We start from the raw sequence: 17,006 nt of genomic DNA, 5'->3' as shown, positions 1-17,006 counted from the left end.
GTGATGCTCGTCCGGGCTGGTCTCAACCCGGCTAGTGCTGATCTTGTAAGCCCTGCCACCTGCTAGGTGTCAGGCGAAGTGAGCTAGGAATCCCCACCCTTCAGGGAGGGGAGGAGTCAACATCGGTACCTCCTTCTGCCGCGCCATGGTGGCGCAGCGGGAGGGCCGGGCGGGCGTATGACGTGTCCGCCGTACGGGTGTTGACGGTCCGTGACGGGGACGGGCACCGGTACCGGCCCCGTCGCGCCGGTCAGTCCTCGGCGATCTCGCTCCAGCGCGTCGTACGGTCGCACCAGCGGGCCAGCAGGACCGGGTCGTGGCCGACCGCGAGGAGTCCGGCGCCGGTCTCGGCGCGGTAGGCCTCGACGACGCCGACCAGGGCGGCCGTGGTCGAGGCGTCGAGCATCGCGGTCATCTCGTCACAGACCAGCCAGCGCGGCCGCAGGACCAACGCACGGGCGAGGCAGGCGCGTTGCAGCTGGCCGTCGCTGACCTCGTGCGGGCGGCGCTCCAGCAGGTCGGCGCCGAGCCCGACCCGCTCGGCCAGCTCCCCCACGGTGGCGGCGGCGCCGGCGCGGCGCCCGGTGGCCCGCAGGGGTTCGGCGATCAGGTCGCGCAGCCGCAGCCGGGGGTCCGCGGAGAGCCGGGGCTGCTGGAAGACGATGCCGACGGCCGTGCGCAGCGCGCGCGGTGCGCGGTGGCGGTAGCCGGTGACGGGGGTGCCGTCGAGGGTGAGGGTGCCCCGGTCGGGGCGGTGCAGCAGGGCGGCGACCTTGGCGAGGGTGGACTTGCCGCAGCCGCTGGGACCGAGCAGGCCGACGGCCTCGCCGGGGCGCAGGGTGAGGTTCGCGCCCCGTACGACAGGGGGCGTGCCGTCGTAACCGGCGGTGATGTCCGTCAGCTCAAGCATGGTGGCAGGCCACTCCCTCGGTGAGTGCGGGCAGCCGCGCGGTGCAGGTGGCGTCCGCGCGGGCGCAGCGGGCGGCGAAGGCGCAGCCGGGCGGGAGGGCGCCGAGTTCGGGCGGGACCCCGGGTACGGGGCGGAACGCCCGCTCGGGCAGGGCGTCGAGGAGGCCGCGGGCGTAGGGGTGGCGGGGGCCGGGGCCGCCGAAGAAGGCGTCGGCCGGGGCGACCTCGACCAGGCGGCCGGCGTACATGACGGCGACGGTGTCGGCGATGCGCTGGGCCGCCGCGAGGTCGTGCGTGATGAGCAGCAGGGCCCGGCCGGCGTCGCGGGTGTGGGCGCGCAGCTCGTCGATGGTGCGCTCGACGAGGTCGCGGTCCAGGCCGGTGGTGGGCTCGTCGGCGAGCAGGAGCGGGGCGTCGCCGATGAGCGCGAGGGCGGTGGCGGCGCGCTGGGCGAGGCCACCGGAGAGCTGGTGGGGGTAGTGGTCGAGGTGGGTGCGGGGGAACGCGGCCCGCTCGGCCGCCGCCTCGGCCGCGGCGCGCAGCCGGTCCCCGCGCCCGCGGCGGGTGCCGCCCTCGCCCAGGGCGCGGACGGTCTCCTCCAGGTGGGCGCGGACGGTGCGGACCGGGGTGAGGTGGGCGGCCGGGCTCTGCGGGACGAGGCCGATCCGGCGGCCGCGGACGGTCCGGGCGAGCGTGCGCTCGTCGGCGGTCACCAGGTCCAGGCCGTCGGCGAGCCGGGCGTGGCCGGCGGTCTCGGCGTTCGCGGGCAGCAGCCCGAGCAGCGCGGAGGCCAGCACGGACTTGCCGCACCCGCTCTCGCCGACGAGGGCCAGGCACTCCCCGGCGCCGAGCCGGAAGCTGACGTCGCCGACGGCGGCGACGTACGCCCCGCGGCCCATCCGGAACCGCACGTGCAGCCGCTCGACGTCGAGCACGGGAGGGTTCACAGCGTCAGCTCCGAGCGGCGGCGGGGATCGAGGCGGTCGCGCCACGCGGAGGCGAGGGCGGCGATCGCGAGGGTGGGCAGGACCAGCAGGAGCCCGGGGAAGAGGGCCGGCCACCAGTCGCCCGCGAGGAGGGAGCCGCGGGAGGCCTGCACCAGGGTGCCCAGGCTCGCCTGGTGGGCGGGCAGGCCCAGGCCCAGGAAGGACAGCGCCGACTCGTGCCACATCGCGTGCGGGATCATCAGCACCGCGGCCAGCGCGGCCTGCGGGAGCACCCCCGGCACCAGGTGCCGGACGGCGATCCGCCACCGCGAGGCGCCGCCCGAGACGGCCGCGTCGATGAACGGCCGGGACCGCAGCGAGAGCACCTCGGCGCGCACGATACGGGCGGTCGACAGCCAGTGGGTCAGCGCCACCGACACCACCACCGGCCATACCCCCGGCCGGAACAGCGCGACGACGAAGACGCCCAGCAGCAGGTGGGGTACGGACGAGAAGGCGTCGACCACGCGCATCAGCAGCCGGTCGGTCCAGCCGCCGAGCGCCGCCGCGGCCGCGCCCACCGCCGTGCCGACGACGGTGGCGGCCACCGCGGCCACCACGCCCACGAGCAGCGAGACCCGCAGGCCGTAGACGCACCTCAGGAGCAGGTCGCGGCCCATGTCGTCGGTCCCGAACGGGTGCGCCCACGACGGCGGCCGCAGCCGGGCCGCCAGGTCCACGGCCTGCTGGTCCAGCTGGACCAGGGGCGGCACCAGCACCACGGCCAGCACCAGGCACGCCATCAGGCCGGCCGAGGCCGCGATGCGCAGCCGGCGCGGCGAGCGGCCCGGCCGGCCGTACGTCCGCCAGGCGATCCCGGGCCCTGCGGCAGCCGTGGTCCCGCCCGTCGCCGTGCTCCCGTCCGTTGTGGTCCCGGTCGTCGTCGCCGTGGTCCCGGTGGGCTCAGCCATCGAAGCCCACCCTCGGGTCCGCCAGCCCGTACAGCAGGTCGGAGAGGAGGTTGCCCACCCGCACCGCCGCCGTGGCCAGCACGGTGAGCGCGGCCAGCAGCGGGAAGTCCACGGCGGTCGCGGCCTGCACGGTGGCGGCGGCGATGCCGGGCCAGCTGAAGACGGTCTCGACCAGCAGCGCGCCCGTGATGAGCTCCGGGACCCGCGAGCCGATCAGCGTCAGCACGGGCAGCATGCCCGCGCGCAGCCCGTGGCCCAGCAGGACCGTGCGTTCGGCGAGGCCTCGGGCGCGCGCGCCGCGCACCGGGTCCTCGGCCAGCGCGTCGGCCACGCCCTGGCGTACGTAGAGGTGGAACCAGGGCAGTTGGGACAGGCCCAGGACCGCCGCCGGCAGGACCAGGTGCGTGAGCACCTGGCCGGCGGTGACGGTGTCGCCGGCGGCGTCGGTGAGTCCGCCCGAGGGCAGTACGCCCAGGCGCACCGAGAACAGCCAGATCGCCAGCAGTCCCAGCCAGAACGCCGGCGCGGCCTCCAGGGTGTACGCGAGGCCCGAGACCGCGCGGTCCAGGCCGCCGCCCGGCCGGCGGGCGGCGAGCACCCCGAGCGCCGTGCCCAGCAGCACGGCGGCGGCGAACGCGGTCGCGGCGAGCAGGACCGACCATCCCAGCCGCTCCGTGATCACGTCGGCGACCGGCTGGCGCATCACGGCGGAGGTGCCGAGGTCGCCGGTGAGGGCCGAGGTCAGCCAGTCCCACCAGCGTTCGACCAGCGGCCGGTCCACGCCGAGGTTGGCGCGCAGCTGGTCGAGGTCGCGCCCGGAGGCGGTGAGTCCGGCCGTGCCGGCGTACGCCTTGACCGGGTCGAAGGGGGACAGCGCGGCGAGCGCGAAGACCCCGAAGGTGACGGCGAGCAGGACGGGGCCGGCGAACAGGGCGCGCCGCCCGGCCATCCGGGCCATCGGCCCCCAGGGCAGGGCGGCACCACGGCGTCCGGGCGCGTCGGCGGCGGCCGGCGCGTCGGCGGCGGCCACCGCCTCGCGGCTGCCGGACGCCGCGGGACTGCCGGACGCCGCGGGACTGCCGGACGCCGCGGGGCGGAACGTCACTGCTTCGGCTTCCAGTTCTCCACGTTCCACCACGGGCCGGCACCGAGACCGTGGTCGTGCGGCTCGACCTGCGTGGTCAGGGGGCCGCCGTCGGGGCCGGTCCACCGGTCGCCGACGACGTACAGGTGGTCGATGTGGGTGAGGAAGACGTAGCCGGGGTTCCTGACCAGCTCGCGCTGGACGGTGTTGTACGCCGCCTTGCGCGCCGCCGGGTCGGCGCTGCGGCGGGCGTCCTCCAGCGCGGCGTCCACGACCGGATTGTCGTACCGGGCCATGTTGTTGAAGCCGTCGCCGCCGAGGGCGGCCTTGAGCAGCAGGTACTGGTCGAAGTCGGGGTCGGCCGGGGAGCCGCCGCCCGCGAGGACGGCGTCGGTCTTCATCCGCGGCTCGATGACCTCCCAGGTGCCGGCCTCGACCTTGATCTCGATGCCGGCCTTCTTGGCGTCGGAGGCGAAGGCGAGCGCGTGGTCCTGGCGGATCTTGTCGCCGGAGGTGTACCAGAGCGGGAAGGAGGCGCGGACGCCGTCCTTCTCCCGGATGCCGTCGGCGCCGGGCCGCCAGCCCGCCTCGTCCAGGATCCGCTGCGCCTGCGGCAGGTCGTGGGCGCGCTCGGTACCGGCGGTGAACCAGGGACTGTCGGTGGGGACGGGCCCGTACGCCGGCCTGCCCGCGCCCTCCAGCAGCCGGTCGACCATGGCCCCGCGGTCCACGGCGAGGTCCAGCGCCCGGCGCACCGCGACGTCACCGGTGACGTTGTGGTGCGTCGGCAGGGTGACGTTGCGGTAGTCGAAGGACTTCGCGGTGTACGTCGTGCGGCCCTCGTCCTTCTCGAACCCCTTGGCCAGGTTCGGCGGCAGGATCGCGGCGTCGAGTTCGCCGGAGCGCAGCCGGGTCGCGCGGACGTCGTCGTCCTTGACGACGGCCATGGTGAACTTCTTCACCGCCGGCGCGCCGCCCCAGTAGGTGGGGTTGGCGGCGAAGCTGAGCTTCTCCCCCTTGGACCAGCCGGTCAGGACGTACGGACCGGTGCCCACCGGCCGGGTGGTGAAGTCGCCGCTGTTGACGTCCTGCCGGCCCGCGACGTGTTCGGGGGCGATCGGCAGCACGGTCCGCTCGGCGAACGGCGCGTAGGGGTACTTCAGCGTGAAGACGACGGCGTCCGGACCCTGTTCCCGCACGTCCGCGATCGCGTCCAGCTCGGTCTTGGAGGCGTTGTTCGTCTTCGCGTCGAGGATGGTGCGGTAGGTGAAGACCACGTCCTTGGCGCCGAAGGGCCGACCGTCGCTGAAGGTCACCCCCTGGCGCAGCCGGTAGGTGTAGGTCAGCCCGTCCGCGGAGACCTCGGGGAGGGCGACCGCCAGCGCGGGCCGCAGCCGCATCTGCGCGTCGTGCGTCAGCAGCCCGTCGAAGATCTTGGAGTTGCCGTCCTTGCCGTAGCCGAGCAGCGGGCTGAGGGTCTCCGGCTCGTTGGCGATCCCGACGACGGCGGTGTCCGCGGCGGCGGACCCGCCGGCGGGGTTCGAGCAGGCCGCCGTGACGGCGATGAGTGCTGCGGCCAGTGTCGCCGCGGCCACTGATCGTACGGTCCGGGCCGTCATGCTGTGCACATCCCTGTATGGCTGGTCTTCGCTGTACTTATGGCCATCCGCTGTTGCGAACGACGCGCAATAATGTCAGACCGGGTCAGAGAGCGACGAACCCGGTCACACGCCACCCCTTCTCCCCCGGGTCCCGCCCGGCTTCCCCCACGGGTCTTGTCCGGCACCCGCACCCCGTGCCATATATGTCTAGACCTTTATGAGGGAGGGCTGGTGGGACCCCTGCGCCCCGCGCCGTCCGCGGGGCCGTCGCGCCCCGCGCGACGCGCCGCCGTGATCGCGGCGGCCCTGGCCGCCCTGGCCGCGCCGCTCGCCCTGACCGGGTGCGACGGCGCTCCCCCCGCCGACACCCGGCCGCCGCCCGCCCCCGCCGGGCTGACCGCCCAGGCGGGCAGCGCCACCAGCGTGCACGTGATGTGGCAGGCGGCCGGCCCCGCCGACGGGGTCACCGGCTACCAGGTGTTCCAGGGCGAGGACCTGGTGCGGGAACTGCCGGCCGACAAGACCATGGTGGACATCACCGGTCTCGCGCCGCAGACCGCGTACGCCTTCTCGGTACGCGCCCGGGACGCCGCCGGAAACGTTTCCGCGTCCGGCGCCCCGGTCAGCGCCACCACCCCGGCCGCCCGGCCCGAGGACGTCACGGCGCCCACCGCCCCGGCCACCGCCGAGGGCCGGGCCGAGGGCCCCCGTACCGCCCGGCTGGCGTGGGGCCCGGCCACCGACGACACGGCCGTCACGGCGTACGACGTGTACCAGGGCGGCGTACGGATCCACACGGCCGGCGGGAGCGAGACCGCCACCCTCCTGACCGGGCTGCGGCCCGACACCGTCTACACCTTCACCGTCCGGGCCCGGGACGGGGCGGACAACTCCTCGCCGGACGGCCCGCCGGTGGAGGTCACCACGCCGCCCGCCGACGGCCGGGGCCCCGGCACGGCACCCGCCGGTTTCACGGCCACCGCCGCCCCCGGCTCGGTCACCCTCGCCTGGGACCCGCCCGAGGTGGGACGGGCCACGAGCGAGTACGAGCTGTTCGTCGACGGACGCCCCACCACGGTCATCCAGTTCGGCGCGGGCGCGGTGCCCGCCGGCCGGGCCGAGCACCGCCTCACGGTGACCGAGCCCGCCGGTACGGTGTGGCGGGTGAAGCTGCGCGCCCGCCTGCCCGACGGCAACTGGGGGGCCTTCTCCGCCGAGCGCACCGTCACGCTCACCTCTTGAGGACCACCGGACCCGTTGTCCACACACGGCTACGGATCTGTCCGTTCGGGTCTCCCGGGCGCGAAGATCACGCAGAATACCTCCGTGTGCGGTGAGTACTCGGTCAACTACGGTCGGAGCGGTGACATCGACGGTGAATCTGAGCCAGACTCGGGCGCCGTGCTGGGGAATCCGCCGCCGGAGATGGCGAGCTTCGTCGGCCGGGAGCGCGAACTCGGCCATCTCGACACGCTGTTGCGCGAGCAGCGGCTCATCACCCTCACCGGAGTGGGCGGCGTCGGCAAGAGCCGGCTCGCCCTGCGCGCCGTCCGCGACCGGCGCCAGGCCCGGCGCGACGGCGTGTGGTGGGTGGACCTCTCGCCGCTGCGCGACGCGGGCCTGCTCACCGCGACCGTCGCCCACGCCCTCGGCATGGCCGAGCACTCCCCCCGCTCGCCCGACGAGGAGCTGTGCGCCTGGCTGTCCGACAAGGAGCTGCTGGTCGTCCTCGACACCTGCGAGCACCTGGTCGCCGCCTGCCGCCACCTCGTCGGCGAACTGCTGCAGTCGGCCCCCGGGCTGACGGTCCTGATCACCTCTCGCGAACCGCTCGGCTGCCCCGGCGAGACCCTGCTCGACGTCCGCCCGTTGCCCACCGACGGACCCGACAGCGACGCCCTCGCCCTCTTCCGCGACCGCGCCCTCACCGCCACCCCGCTCGCCGTCGCCGCCTTCAGCGACCCGGCCCGCACCGCCGTCGCCGCCGAGCTGTGCCGGCGTCTCGACGGCATCCCGCTCGCCCTGGAACTGGCCGGCGCCCGGATGCGGCGGTGGCCGCTGGAACAGCTGGCCGAGCGGGTCGACACCCGCTTCGAGCTCCTGTGCGACACCCGCAGTGCGCTGCTGCCGCGCCACCGGACCCTGCGGACGGCGATCGGCTGGAGCCACGAACTGTGCGAGCCGCTGGAACGGCTGCTGTGGGCCCGGCTGTCGGTGTTCGCCGGGGACTTCGACCTGGCCGCCGCCCGCGCCGTCTGCTCGGGCGGCCCGCTGCCCGCGTCCCGGGTGGAGCGGGTCCTGGCGGGCCTGGTGGCCAAGTCCGTGGTCCGGTGCACCGAGGAGCGCGGGGCGGGACCGCGCTACCGCATGCTGGACACCATCTGCGAGTACGGCCACGGGTGGCTGACCGAGCTGGACGAGGTCGGCACGGTCACCGACCGGCACGCCCACTGGTACGCGGCGCTGGCCCGCGCCGGCGACGAGGGCTGGCTGGGCCCGCAGCAGCTGGACTGGTCCCGCCGGATGGCCGCCGACCACACGCAGCTGCGCACCGCGCTGGAACACCTGCTGGGCACCGACCCGGTGGCGGCCCTGGAGATGGCCGGCTCCCTGTGGTTCTTCTGGTTCGCCTGCGGGCACGGGCACGAGGGCAAGGCCTTCCTGGAGCGGGCGCTGCGGGCCGGCCCGCGGACGGGGGCCGCGTACACGCAGGCGCTGTGGGCGCTCGGCCTGACCTGCCTGCTGCGCGGGGAGCTGACGGAGGCCCTGGCGTGGGGCCGGCTGTGCACCCGGGCCGCGGACCAGCTCGCGGACCCGGAGCGGGAGCTGCGGGCGGCCTACCTGACGTCGGTGGCGGTGCTGATGCCCGGCGATCCGGTGCGGGCGCTGGGGCTCGCGGGCCCCGCGGCGCGCACAAGCCACGGGGGGCCGCCCACCGGTCCGGGGTGGCTGCTGTGCCGGCTGTCCACCGGGTACGCGCTGTGCGTCCTCGGCCGGTACGAGGAGGCGGCCGCGGAGGCGCGGGGGCTGCGCGAGGTGTGCGCGGCGCTGGGCGAGCGCTGGCTGCGGGCGTACGCGGACTACGTGCTGGCGGTGGCCGCGCTGCGGCTGGGGCAGTACGGGGAGGCGGCCCGGCACGTCCGGGCGATGCTCTCGGGCAAGCGGCTGCTGGGCGACCGGTTCGGGATCGCGCTGGGCCTGGACCTGCTGGCGGCCGCGACGGCGGCGCTCGGCGACGGCGAGCTCGCGGCGCGGCTGCTGGGCACGGGGCACGCCTGGTGGCGCACCGTCGGGCGGCCGCAGATGGGCTCCCCGTCCCTGGCGGACGTGCGGAACGAGGGCGAACGCCGGGCCCGGGCCATGATCGGGGACGAGGCGTACGAGAGCGCCTTCCGCGGCGGCGCGGCGGCGCCCACCGGCTGAGCGGGCGCGGCGCCCACCGGCTGAGCGGGCGCGGCTGCCGCGACCGCACGGAGCGCGCGGGACACGGCGGCCGGCCCCCTTGCCGGTACCGCTCGTGCCGCGGTGGGGTCGGGGGCTCCCGTCAGTACGGGAGGGGTCTGCCCGACGGGGTACGCAGGTCCAGATCCCTCGGGGCCGGCTTCGGCACGGGCTTGCGGATCATCTGCTGGCGCATCGGCCGCCCCCGATCAGACCAGGGCCGGGACGGGCCGGTGGGGGTCCACCGTACGGCCGTCGGGCAGCAGTTCGCCGGTGTCGTCGAAGACCACGGCCCCGTTGCAGAGCAGGCTCCATCCCTGTTCGGGACGGGAGGCGACGATGACGGCCGCTTCACGGTCGGCGCTGTCGGCGGACGGGCAGGGGGGCTGGTGGGAGCACATGGGGCGCACCTCCTCGCAGTGTGGGGCGGAGGGCCGGTGGTCATCCGGTCGGTACCGCGATCCACGATGGCTCGGAGTATTGCCGATCACGTCCCCCGGGCGGAACCCATATTCGAGGTCCAGTTCAGGGTGCGCACGCCCGGTTACGATCCGTTCATGACCGCCATCCGGATCGTGCGCCGCAGTGATCTTCCGCCGGACGAGGCCTGGCGGCGGCTCACGGACTGGGAACGCCATGGGGCATATGTCCCGTTCACCCGGACGGTGATCGAAACGGCGCCGCCCACGCACGCCGGGACGGTCTTCACGGCACGCACGGGCGTGGGAAGGCTCACAGTCGACGACCGGATGGAGGTCACCCTCTGGCGGCCGCCGTCCGGGGACGCCGGCGGGCTGGTCCGGCTGGACAAGCGCGGGCGGGCCGTCCGGGGGTGGGCGGAGCTGGAGGTCCACCCCGCCCCGGCCGGCGGATCGCGGCTGCTCTGGCGCGAGGAGCTGCGGCTGCGCGGCCTCCCCCGGGTCCTCGACCCCGTCGTGGCGGCCGCGGGCCACCTGCTCTTCGCCAGGGTCCTGGACCGGCTGCTGCGCTGAACGGCTACCGGATCGGCATCCCGGACAGGGTGCGGGCGATCACCAGCCGCTGGATCTCGCTGGTGCCCTCGAAGATCGTGTAGATGGCGGCATCGCGGTGCATGCGCTCGACCGGGTACTCGCGGGTGAAGCCGTTGCCGCCGAGGATCTGGACCGCCTGGGCGGTGACCTTCTTGGCGATCTCGCTCGCGTAGAGCTTCGACATCGAGCCCTCGGCGGAGGTGAAGGGCCGTCCGGCGCTCGCCATCCAGGAGGCCCGCCAGACCAGCAGCCGGGCCGCGTCGATCTGGGTCCGCATGTCGGCGAGCTGGAAGGCCACGCCCTGGTTGTCGATGATCGGGCGGCCGAACTGCGTCCGGGTGCGCGCGTAGTCGAGCGCGACCTCGTACGCGGCGCGCGCGGTACCGACGGCCATGGCGCCGACCGCCGGGCGGGAGGCCTCGAAGGTGGCCATCGCGGCGTTCTTCACGCGCTCGCCGCCACCACCGGCCTTCGCCCGCTCACGGGCCCGCGCGAGCCGCTCGTCCAGCTTCTCCTTGCCGCCGAGGAGGCAGGAACCGGGGACCCGGACGTCCTCCAGCACCACCTCGGCGGTGTGCGAGGCGCGGATGCCGTGCTTCTTGAACTTCTGCCCCTGGGAGAGGCCGGCGGTGCCCGGCGGCACGATGAAGGAGGCGTGGCCCTTGGTGCCGAGCTCGGGGTCGACGACGGCCACGACGATGTGGACGTTGGCGATGCCGCCGTTGGTGGCCCAGGTCTTCGTGCCGTTCAGGACCCACTCGTCCTTGGCCTCGTCGTAGACCGCGCGGGTGCGCATGGCGCCGACGTCGGAGCCGGCGTCCGGCTCGGAGGAGCAGAAGGCGGCGACCTTCACGTCGTCGGGGGTGCCGTACATCTGGGGGATCCAGGTGCCGATCTGCTCCTCGGTGCCGTTGGCGACGACGCCGATGGCGGCCAGGCCCGTGCCCACGATGGACAGCGCGATGCCCGCGTCACCCCAGAAGAGCTCCTCCATGGCCATCGGGATGCCGAGGCCGGAGGGGTCGAAGAACTGCTGGGCGTAGAAGTCCAGGGAGTAGATGCCGACCTTGGCGGCTTCCTGGATGACGGGCCACGGGGTCTCTTCGCGCTCGTCCCACTCGGCGGCCGCGGGGCGGATCACGTCGGCGGCGAAGCCGTGGATCCACTCCTTGACCTCCTTCTGTTCGTCGCTCAGCTCCATGGTGAATTCCGCCATGACCCCTCCACAATGTACGTTACCTACGGTAACCCTAGCAGCGGGGGCCAGTGTGTTACCGATGAGTAGGAACTGTCAATGCCCCTGATCGTCCCGATCGGCCGCCCGCCGGATTCGATCGTGGCGGTGTGCGGGGTGTTACGTTGCGTGGGCGTCACGCACCACAGCAAGGGCGGGGAGATACACGTCATGGAGAGCACGCAGCAGACCGACCAGCAGGGAACGGCCGAACGCCGGCGGCGGGAGCTGCTCGAAGCGGCCGACCGGGTCGTCCTGCGCGACGGACCGAAGGCGTCCATGAACGCCATCGCGGCCGAGGCGGGCATCACCAAGCCCATCCTCTACCGCCACTTCGGCGACAAGGCGGGCCTCTACCAGGCCCTCGCCGTCCGCCACACCGACGCGCTGCTGGACTCGCTGCGCGCGGCCCTGGACGCGCCCGCCGAGCGGCGGCGCCGGGTGGAGGCCACCCTCGACACCTACCTGGCCGCGATCGAGGCCCGTCCGCAGGTCTACCGGTTCCTGATGCACCCGGCCGAGGACAGCCACGCCGCCGAGCGCGGCTTCGACGTCGGCCTGCACTCGGCGCCGCTGCTGCGCCGGCTCGGCGAGGAGCTGGCCAAGGTGATCGCCGAGCGCGTGGAGCTGGGTCCGGACGGCGAGGAGCTGGCGCGGGTCTGGGGCCACGGGATCGTCGGCATGATGCACGCCGCCGGGGACTGGTGGCTGGGCGAGCGGCCGTGCGGGCGGGCGGCGCTGGTGGGCGGGCTCACCGACCTGCTGTGGGGGCGGCTGGCGACGGCGGGCAACCGGGCCGACGGCCCGGGCTTCTGACGGCGGCGGACCTCCGGCGCCCCTCGGCGTCCCCAGGTGTCTGCGCGTGCGCCCTTACGACGACCAGGGCGCCCGGCGGATCGCCCGCCGCAGCCGCCTCGCCCGGAACCCGGTGACGCGGTCGGCGTACACGGTGCCGTCGAGGTGGTCGCACTCGTGCTGGAGGCAGCGGGCGAAGAACCCGGTGCCCTCGATCCGTACGGGCGCGCCGTCCGAGGTGACCCCCTCGACCACGGCGCGGTCGAACCGGGCCGTGCCGGCCTCCAGGCCGGGCAGCGACAGACAGCCCTCGGGGCCGAGGGCCTCGATGCCGTCGGCCTCGACCAGGCGCGGGTTGACGATGTGCCCGAGGTGGCGCACGTCCTCGTCGTCGGGGCAGTCGTAGACGAACACCCGCTGGTCCACGCCGACCTGGTTGGCGGCCAGCCCCACGCCCTCGGCGGCGTACATCGTGGCGAACATGTCCTCGATGAGCCGGTCGAGGGCCGGCCCGAACTCGGTGACCTCCCGGCACGCCGAGTGGAGCACCGGATCGCCCAGCAGGCTCATGGTGCGGACGAGACCTGAGGTACCGGGGATCGGGCGCTGTCGCATGGCCGCAAGAGTACGTCGGGTGACTGTATGAGGTTTTCGACGGGCGCCGCGGTCAGGCGGCCGACGGGTTCTGGATAGGCTGGGCCCGGGACCGACCCAAGGAGGAACAGGGACGATGGCAGGCAACACGGAGCCGCTTTCGCCGCGCGCCAAGCTGGCCGTGACGGCGGGGAAGGCCGCGGCGGCGGTGTCGCGGGCCGCGGGACGCGGAAGCGGATCGGTGATCGGGGGCAAGGTCGCGCTCAAGCTCGACCCCGATCTTCTCGGCGCGCTGGCGCAGCATCTCGATGTCGTCCTCGTGTCGGCGACGAACGGCAAGACGACGACGACCCGCCTGATCGCGGAGGCACTGCGCGCGAGCGGACCGGTCGTCTCCAACGCGCTGGGCGCGAACATGCCGGCCGGCATCACGTCCGCCCTCGCGGGCGGTACGGACGCCAAGTACGGCGTGATCGAGGTCGACGAGAAGTACCTGGCCGGGGTGGCCCGCGACGTGACGCCCAAGGCGATCGCGCTGCTGAACCTCTCCCGCGACCAGCTGGACCGCGCCGCCGAGACCCGCATGCTGGCGGAGAAGTGGCGCGAGGGCCTGGCGGGCTCCAAGGCCGTCATCATCGCCAACTGCGACGACCCGCTGATCGTGTGGTCGGCGTCGTCCTCGCAGAACGTGGTGTGGGTGGCCGCCGGGCAGGAGTGGAAGGACGACGCCTGGTCGTGCCCCTCCTGCGGCGGTGTGATGCAGCGTCCGGGCGACGACTGGTTCTGCGGCGAGTGCGGCTTCCGCCGCCCGGCCCCGAGCTGGGTGCTCTCGGGCGACCACGTGCTCGACCCGCACGGCTCGGCCTGGCCGATCCACCTGCAGCTGCCCGGCCGCGCCAACAAGGCCAACGCCGCCACCTCGGCCGCGGTCGCCGCGGTCTTCGGGGTGCCGCCGCAGGTCGCGCTGGAGCGCATGTACCAGGTGCAGGCCGTGGCCGGCCGCTACGACGTGGTCGGCTTCCAGGGCCGTGAGCTGCGCCTGCTGCTCGCGAAGAACCCGGCGGGCTGGCTCGAAACGTTTTCGCTGATCGACCCGCCGCCGGCGCCGGTGATCCTGTCGGTCAACGCGCGCGGCGCCGACGGCACGGACACCTCCTGGCTGTGGGACGTGGACTACCCGCGCCTGGCCGGCCACCCGATCTTCGTGATCGGCGACCGCAAGCTGGACCTGGCCGTCCGCCTGGACGTGGCGGGCCTGGACTTCCGCGTCTGCGAGACCCTCGACGAGGCCGTGCAGCTGGCGCCGCCCGGGCAGATCGAGCTGATCGCCAACTACACCGCCTTCCAGGACGTGCGCCGCCGCGTCGGCAACTAGTAACCCCTAAGGACAAGAGCATGAGCGACAACAGCCTGCGTCTGGTGTGGGTCTACCCGGACCTGCTGAGCACGTACGGAGACCAGGGCAACGCCCTGGTGGTCGAGCGCCGGGCCCGCCAGCGCGGTCTGGACGTCCAGCGCGTGGACGTCCGCAGCGACCAGCCGATCCCCACCTCCGGGGACATCTACCTGATCGGCGGCGGCGAGGACCGGCCCCAGCGGCTGGCCGCCGAGCGTCTGCTGCGCGACGGCGGCCTGGAGCGCGCCGTCTCCAACGGGGCGATCGTCTTCTCCGTGTGCGCCGGCTACCAGATCCTCGGTAACGAATTCGTCAACGACATGGGCCAGCGCCAGCAGGGTCTCGGCCTGCTCGACGTGGTCACCGTGCGCGGCGAGGGCGAGCGGTGCGTCGGTGACGTCCTGGCCGACATCGACCCGCGCCTGGGCCTGCCCCAGCTGACCGGGTTCGAGAACCACCAGGGCGTCACGCACCTCGGCCCGACGGCCAGGCCCTTCGCCCGCACCCGGCTGGGCCGCGGCAACGGCACCGGCGACGGCACCGAAGGCGCGTACAACGACACGGTGTTCGGCACCTACATGCACGGCCCCGTGATGGCCCGCAACCCGCAGATCGCGGACCTGCTGCTGAAGCTGGCCCTCGACGTGAACGCGCTGCCGCCGACCGACGACCGGTGGTACGAGGCGCTGCGCGCCGAGCGGATCTCGGCGGCCACGCAGCCCGCGTAGCGCGCCGGCGGACCCGCCGGCGGACCCGTGTGGTCACCCGCCGTACGGCCCGGATTCCCCTGGGGGATCCGGGCCGCGGTCATTTCGTACGACCGGTGCGTCCACTCTGTGGAGGATGGTTCAGTCCAGCGCCGATCCGCTTGTAGGGTGGCGGGTAGTTCCAACCGGACGACGTGGTCCGGTCGTCGGCCCACGTTGCAAAGGTCCTCCTGCCATGCGCATTGGTGTGCTCACTTCCGGCGGCGACTGCCCCGGCCTCAATGCCGTCATCCGTTCCGTCGTGCACCGCGCCGTCGTCGACCACGGTGACGAGGTCATCGGCTTCCACGACGGGTGGAAGGGCCTGCTGGAGTGCGACTACCGCAAGCTGGACCTGGACGCCGTGGCCGGCATCCTGGCCCGCGGCGGCACCATCCTCGGCTCCTCCCGGGTCCAGCCCGCGCACCTGCGCGACGGTGTGGAGCGGGCCCGCGGCCACGTCGCCGACCTCGGCCTGGACGCCATCATCCCGATCGGCGGCGAGGGCACCCTGAAGGCGGCGAACCTCCTCTCCCAGGGCGGCCTGCCGATCGTGGGCGTGCCCAAGACCATCGACAACGACATCGCGTCCACCGATGTCACCTTCGGGTTCGACACCGCCGTCGGCGTGGCCACCGAGGCCCTGGACCGGCTCAAGACCACCGCCGAGTCGCACCAGCGCGTGATGGTCGTCGAGGTCATGGGCCGGCACACCGGCTGGATCGCCCTGCACTCGGGCATGGCCGCCGGCGCCCACGCCATCGTCGTACCGGAGCGCCCGTTCGACATCGACGAGCTCACGGCGATCGTCGGCGAGCGGTTCTCCGCCGGCAAGCGCTTCGCCATCGTCGTGGTCGCCGAGGGCGCCAAGCCGCGCCCCGGGTCGATGGACCTGGAGGAGGGCGGCAAGGACATGTACGGCCACGAGCGCTTCGTCGGCATCGGCAACCGGCTCGCCGTCGAGCTGGAGGCCCGCCTGGGCAAGGAGGCCCGCCCGGTCATCCTCGGCCACGTCCAGCGCGGCGGCACCCCGACGGCGTACGACCGGGTGCTCGCCACCCGCTTCGGCTGGCACGCGGTGGAGGCCGCGCACCGGGGCGAGTTCGGCATGCTGACCGCGCTGCGCGGCACGGAGATCGAGATGGTGCCGCTCGCCGACGCGGTGCAGAGCCTGAAGACGGTCCCCGCCGAGCGGTACGCCGAGGCGCAGAACGTTCTGTGACCTTCGCCCCTCTTCGGTACGGCCCCCGAGCGCGATCACGCTCGGGGGCCCCATTACTGTAGGGGGGCATCACGGTCAAGGGAGTGAACAGATGGATCACAGCGGGCACGGCATGGACATGGAGATGGACCTGCCGCCGTTCACTCTCGGACGCGGGCTGGAGTTCTCCTTCGACGCCTTCTTCCTGTTCGGCTCGCTGATCGGCCTCGCGCTCTACGCCTGGGGCGTGCTGCGGCTGCGCCGGCGCGGCGACTCCTGGCCGCTGGGCCGGACCGTCGCGTTCGTCTCCGGCGTCCTGACCATCGCCCTGGTGATGTGCACCAAGCTGAACGACTACGGCATGGTCATGTTCAGCGTCCACATGGTGCAGCACATGGTGATCAGCATGCTCTCGCCGATCCTGCTGCTGCTCGGCGCCCCGGTGACCCTGGCGCTGCGGGCGCTGCCGCCGGCCGCGCGCGGCCACAAGGGTCCGCGCGAACTGCTGCTGATGCTGCTGCACAGCCGCTACATGCGGGTGATCACTCATCCGGTCTTCACGATCCCGATGTTCATCGCCAGCCTGTACGCCCTGTACTTCACGCCGCTGTTCGACACGCTGATGGGCAGCAAGGCCGGCCACATCGGCATGATGGTCCACTTCCTCGCGGTCGGCCTGATCTTCTTCTGGCCGATCATGGGCGTGGACCCCGGCCCGCACCGGCCCGGCTACGTCATGCGGATGCTGGAGCTGTTCGCGGGCATGCCGTTCCACGCCTTCTTCGGCATCGCGCTGATGATGGGCAGCGAGCCGATGATCTCCACGTACGCGAACCCGCCCGCGTCGCTCGGGATCGACGCCCTGGAGGACCAGCAGTGGGCGGGCGGCATCGCGTGGGCGTTCAGCGAGATCCCCTCGGTGCTGGTGCTGATCGCGCTGATCTTCCAGTGGTACCACTCGGAGCAGCGGGCCGCGAAGCGCGCCGACCGGGCCGCCGACCGTGACGGGGACAAGGAGCTGGAGGCGTACAACGCGTATCTGGCCTCGCTCCAAGCGCGTGGCCAGTAGCGCGGCGGCGTCCACAGGCGCCACCA

The 17,006-nt window shown here is 73.8% G+C and carries 16 protein-coding genes; 8 read left to right on the top strand and 8 right to left on the bottom strand.

Annotated features, from left to right (window positions below; all coding sequences use genetic code 11):
- Positions 1–250: 250 nt before the first annotated feature.
- The 5 genes from ACIPXB_RS32075 to ACIPXB_RS32055 form a co-directional block, all read right to left on the bottom strand.
- Positions 251–910 carry an ABC transporter ATP-binding protein gene (locus ACIPXB_RS32075; RefSeq protein WP_401455606.1) on the bottom strand — a complete coding sequence of 220 codons (660 nt, stop codon included), beginning with the start codon at positions 908–910 and terminating at the stop codon, positions 251–253.
- Positions 903–1,808: an oligopeptide/dipeptide ABC transporter ATP-binding protein gene (locus ACIPXB_RS32070; RefSeq protein ID WP_401455616.1), complete on the bottom strand. Its 906-nt coding sequence runs from the start codon at positions 1,806–1,808 to the stop codon at positions 903–905. The genes ACIPXB_RS32075 and ACIPXB_RS32070 overlap by 8 nt, the downstream gene beginning before the upstream one ends.
- Positions 1,809–1,852: 44 nt before the next feature.
- Positions 1,853–2,806, bottom strand: coding sequence for an ABC transporter permease (locus tag ACIPXB_RS32065; RefSeq protein WP_401455604.1), 954 nt, complete (start codon positions 2,804–2,806; stop codon positions 1,853–1,855).
- A complete protein-coding gene (locus ACIPXB_RS32060; RefSeq protein WP_401455614.1) occupies positions 2,799–3,764 on the bottom strand; it encodes an ABC transporter permease in 966 nt (321 codons plus the stop codon). The genes ACIPXB_RS32065 and ACIPXB_RS32060 overlap by 8 nt, the downstream gene beginning before the upstream one ends.
- Positions 3,765–3,907: 143 nt before the next feature.
- Complete coding sequence (locus ACIPXB_RS32055; protein ID WP_401455602.1) at positions 3,908–5,509, bottom strand: ABC transporter substrate-binding protein; 1,602 nt, start codon at positions 5,507–5,509, stop codon at positions 3,908–3,910.
- Positions 5,510–5,722: 213 nt separating this feature from the next.
- Here ACIPXB_RS32055 and ACIPXB_RS32050 point away from each other — a divergent pair, with 213 nt between their 5' ends.
- Both ACIPXB_RS32050 and ACIPXB_RS32045 read left to right on the top strand, forming a co-directional pair.
- Entirely contained in the window at positions 5,723–6,733 is a 1,011-nt protein-coding gene (locus ACIPXB_RS32050) for a fibronectin type III domain-containing protein (RefSeq protein WP_401455600.1), read from the top strand.
- Between the two features lie 159 nt (positions 6,734–6,892).
- On the top strand, positions 6,893–8,914 hold the full coding sequence (locus tag ACIPXB_RS32045; protein WP_401455598.1) for an ATP-binding protein: 2,022 nt from the start codon (positions 6,893–6,895) through the stop codon (positions 8,912–8,914).
- 227 nt (positions 8,915–9,141) lie between these two features.
- On the opposite strand, the gene ACIPXB_RS32040 is transcribed toward ACIPXB_RS32045, so the two are convergent.
- Positions 9,142–9,333 carry a DUF5999 family protein gene (locus ACIPXB_RS32040; RefSeq protein WP_401455596.1) on the bottom strand — a complete coding sequence of 64 codons (192 nt, stop codon included), beginning with the start codon at positions 9,331–9,333 and terminating at the stop codon, positions 9,142–9,144.
- A 156-nt stretch (positions 9,334–9,489) separates the two neighbouring features.
- On the opposite strand from ACIPXB_RS32040, the gene ACIPXB_RS32035 reads away from it, so the two are divergent.
- On the top strand, positions 9,490–9,924 hold the full coding sequence (locus tag ACIPXB_RS32035; protein ID WP_401455595.1) for an SRPBCC family protein: 435 nt from the start codon (positions 9,490–9,492) through the stop codon (positions 9,922–9,924).
- 4 nt (positions 9,925–9,928) lie between these two features.
- Here the strand turns inward: ACIPXB_RS32035 and ACIPXB_RS32030 are convergent, their stop codons facing one another.
- On the bottom strand, positions 9,929–11,161 hold the full coding sequence (locus ACIPXB_RS32030) for an acyl-CoA dehydrogenase family protein (protein WP_401455593.1): 1,233 nt from the start codon (positions 11,159–11,161) through the stop codon (positions 9,929–9,931).
- A 189-nt stretch (positions 11,162–11,350) separates the two neighbouring features.
- On the opposite strand from ACIPXB_RS32030, the gene ACIPXB_RS32025 reads away from it, so the two are divergent.
- Positions 11,351–11,995: a TetR family transcriptional regulator gene (locus tag ACIPXB_RS32025; RefSeq protein ID WP_401455613.1), complete on the top strand. Its 645-nt coding sequence runs from the start codon at positions 11,351–11,353 to the stop codon at positions 11,993–11,995.
- A 54-nt stretch (positions 11,996–12,049) separates the two neighbouring features.
- Here the strand turns inward: ACIPXB_RS32025 and def are convergent, their stop codons facing one another.
- A complete protein-coding gene (gene def / locus ACIPXB_RS32020) occupies positions 12,050–12,589 on the bottom strand; it encodes a peptide deformylase (RefSeq protein WP_401455591.1) in 540 nt (179 codons plus the stop codon).
- 115 nt (positions 12,590–12,704) lie between these two features.
- Here def and ACIPXB_RS32015 point away from each other — a divergent pair, with 115 nt between their 5' ends.
- The 4 genes from ACIPXB_RS32015 (at position 12,705) to ACIPXB_RS32000 (ending at position 16,980) form a co-directional block, all read left to right on the top strand.
- Positions 12,705–13,943: a MurT ligase domain-containing protein gene (locus tag ACIPXB_RS32015; protein ID WP_401455589.1), complete on the top strand. Its 1,239-nt coding sequence runs from the start codon at positions 12,705–12,707 to the stop codon at positions 13,941–13,943.
- Positions 13,944–13,963: 20 nt separating this feature from the next.
- The gene (locus ACIPXB_RS32010; protein ID WP_401455586.1) at positions 13,964–14,692 is read left to right on the top strand and encodes a type 1 glutamine amidotransferase; all 729 of its coding nucleotides are present in this window, start codon (positions 13,964–13,966) and stop codon (positions 14,690–14,692) included.
- Between the two features lie 214 nt (positions 14,693–14,906).
- A complete protein-coding gene (locus ACIPXB_RS32005) occupies positions 14,907–15,932 on the top strand; it encodes a 6-phosphofructokinase (protein ID WP_401455584.1) in 1,026 nt (341 codons plus the stop codon).
- A gap of 91 nt (positions 15,933–16,023) precedes the next feature.
- Complete coding sequence (locus ACIPXB_RS32000; protein WP_401455583.1) at positions 16,024–16,980, top strand: cytochrome c oxidase assembly protein; 957 nt, start codon at positions 16,024–16,026, stop codon at positions 16,978–16,980.
- The last annotated feature ends 26 nt before the right edge of the window (positions 16,981–17,006 follow it).

This window comes from Streptomyces sp. NPDC090022, assembly GCF_044748145.1.
Taxonomy (GTDB): domain Bacteria; phylum Actinomycetota; class Actinomycetes; order Streptomycetales; family Streptomycetaceae; genus Streptomyces.
This window is presented reverse-complemented; position numbering and strand designations above follow the sequence as displayed.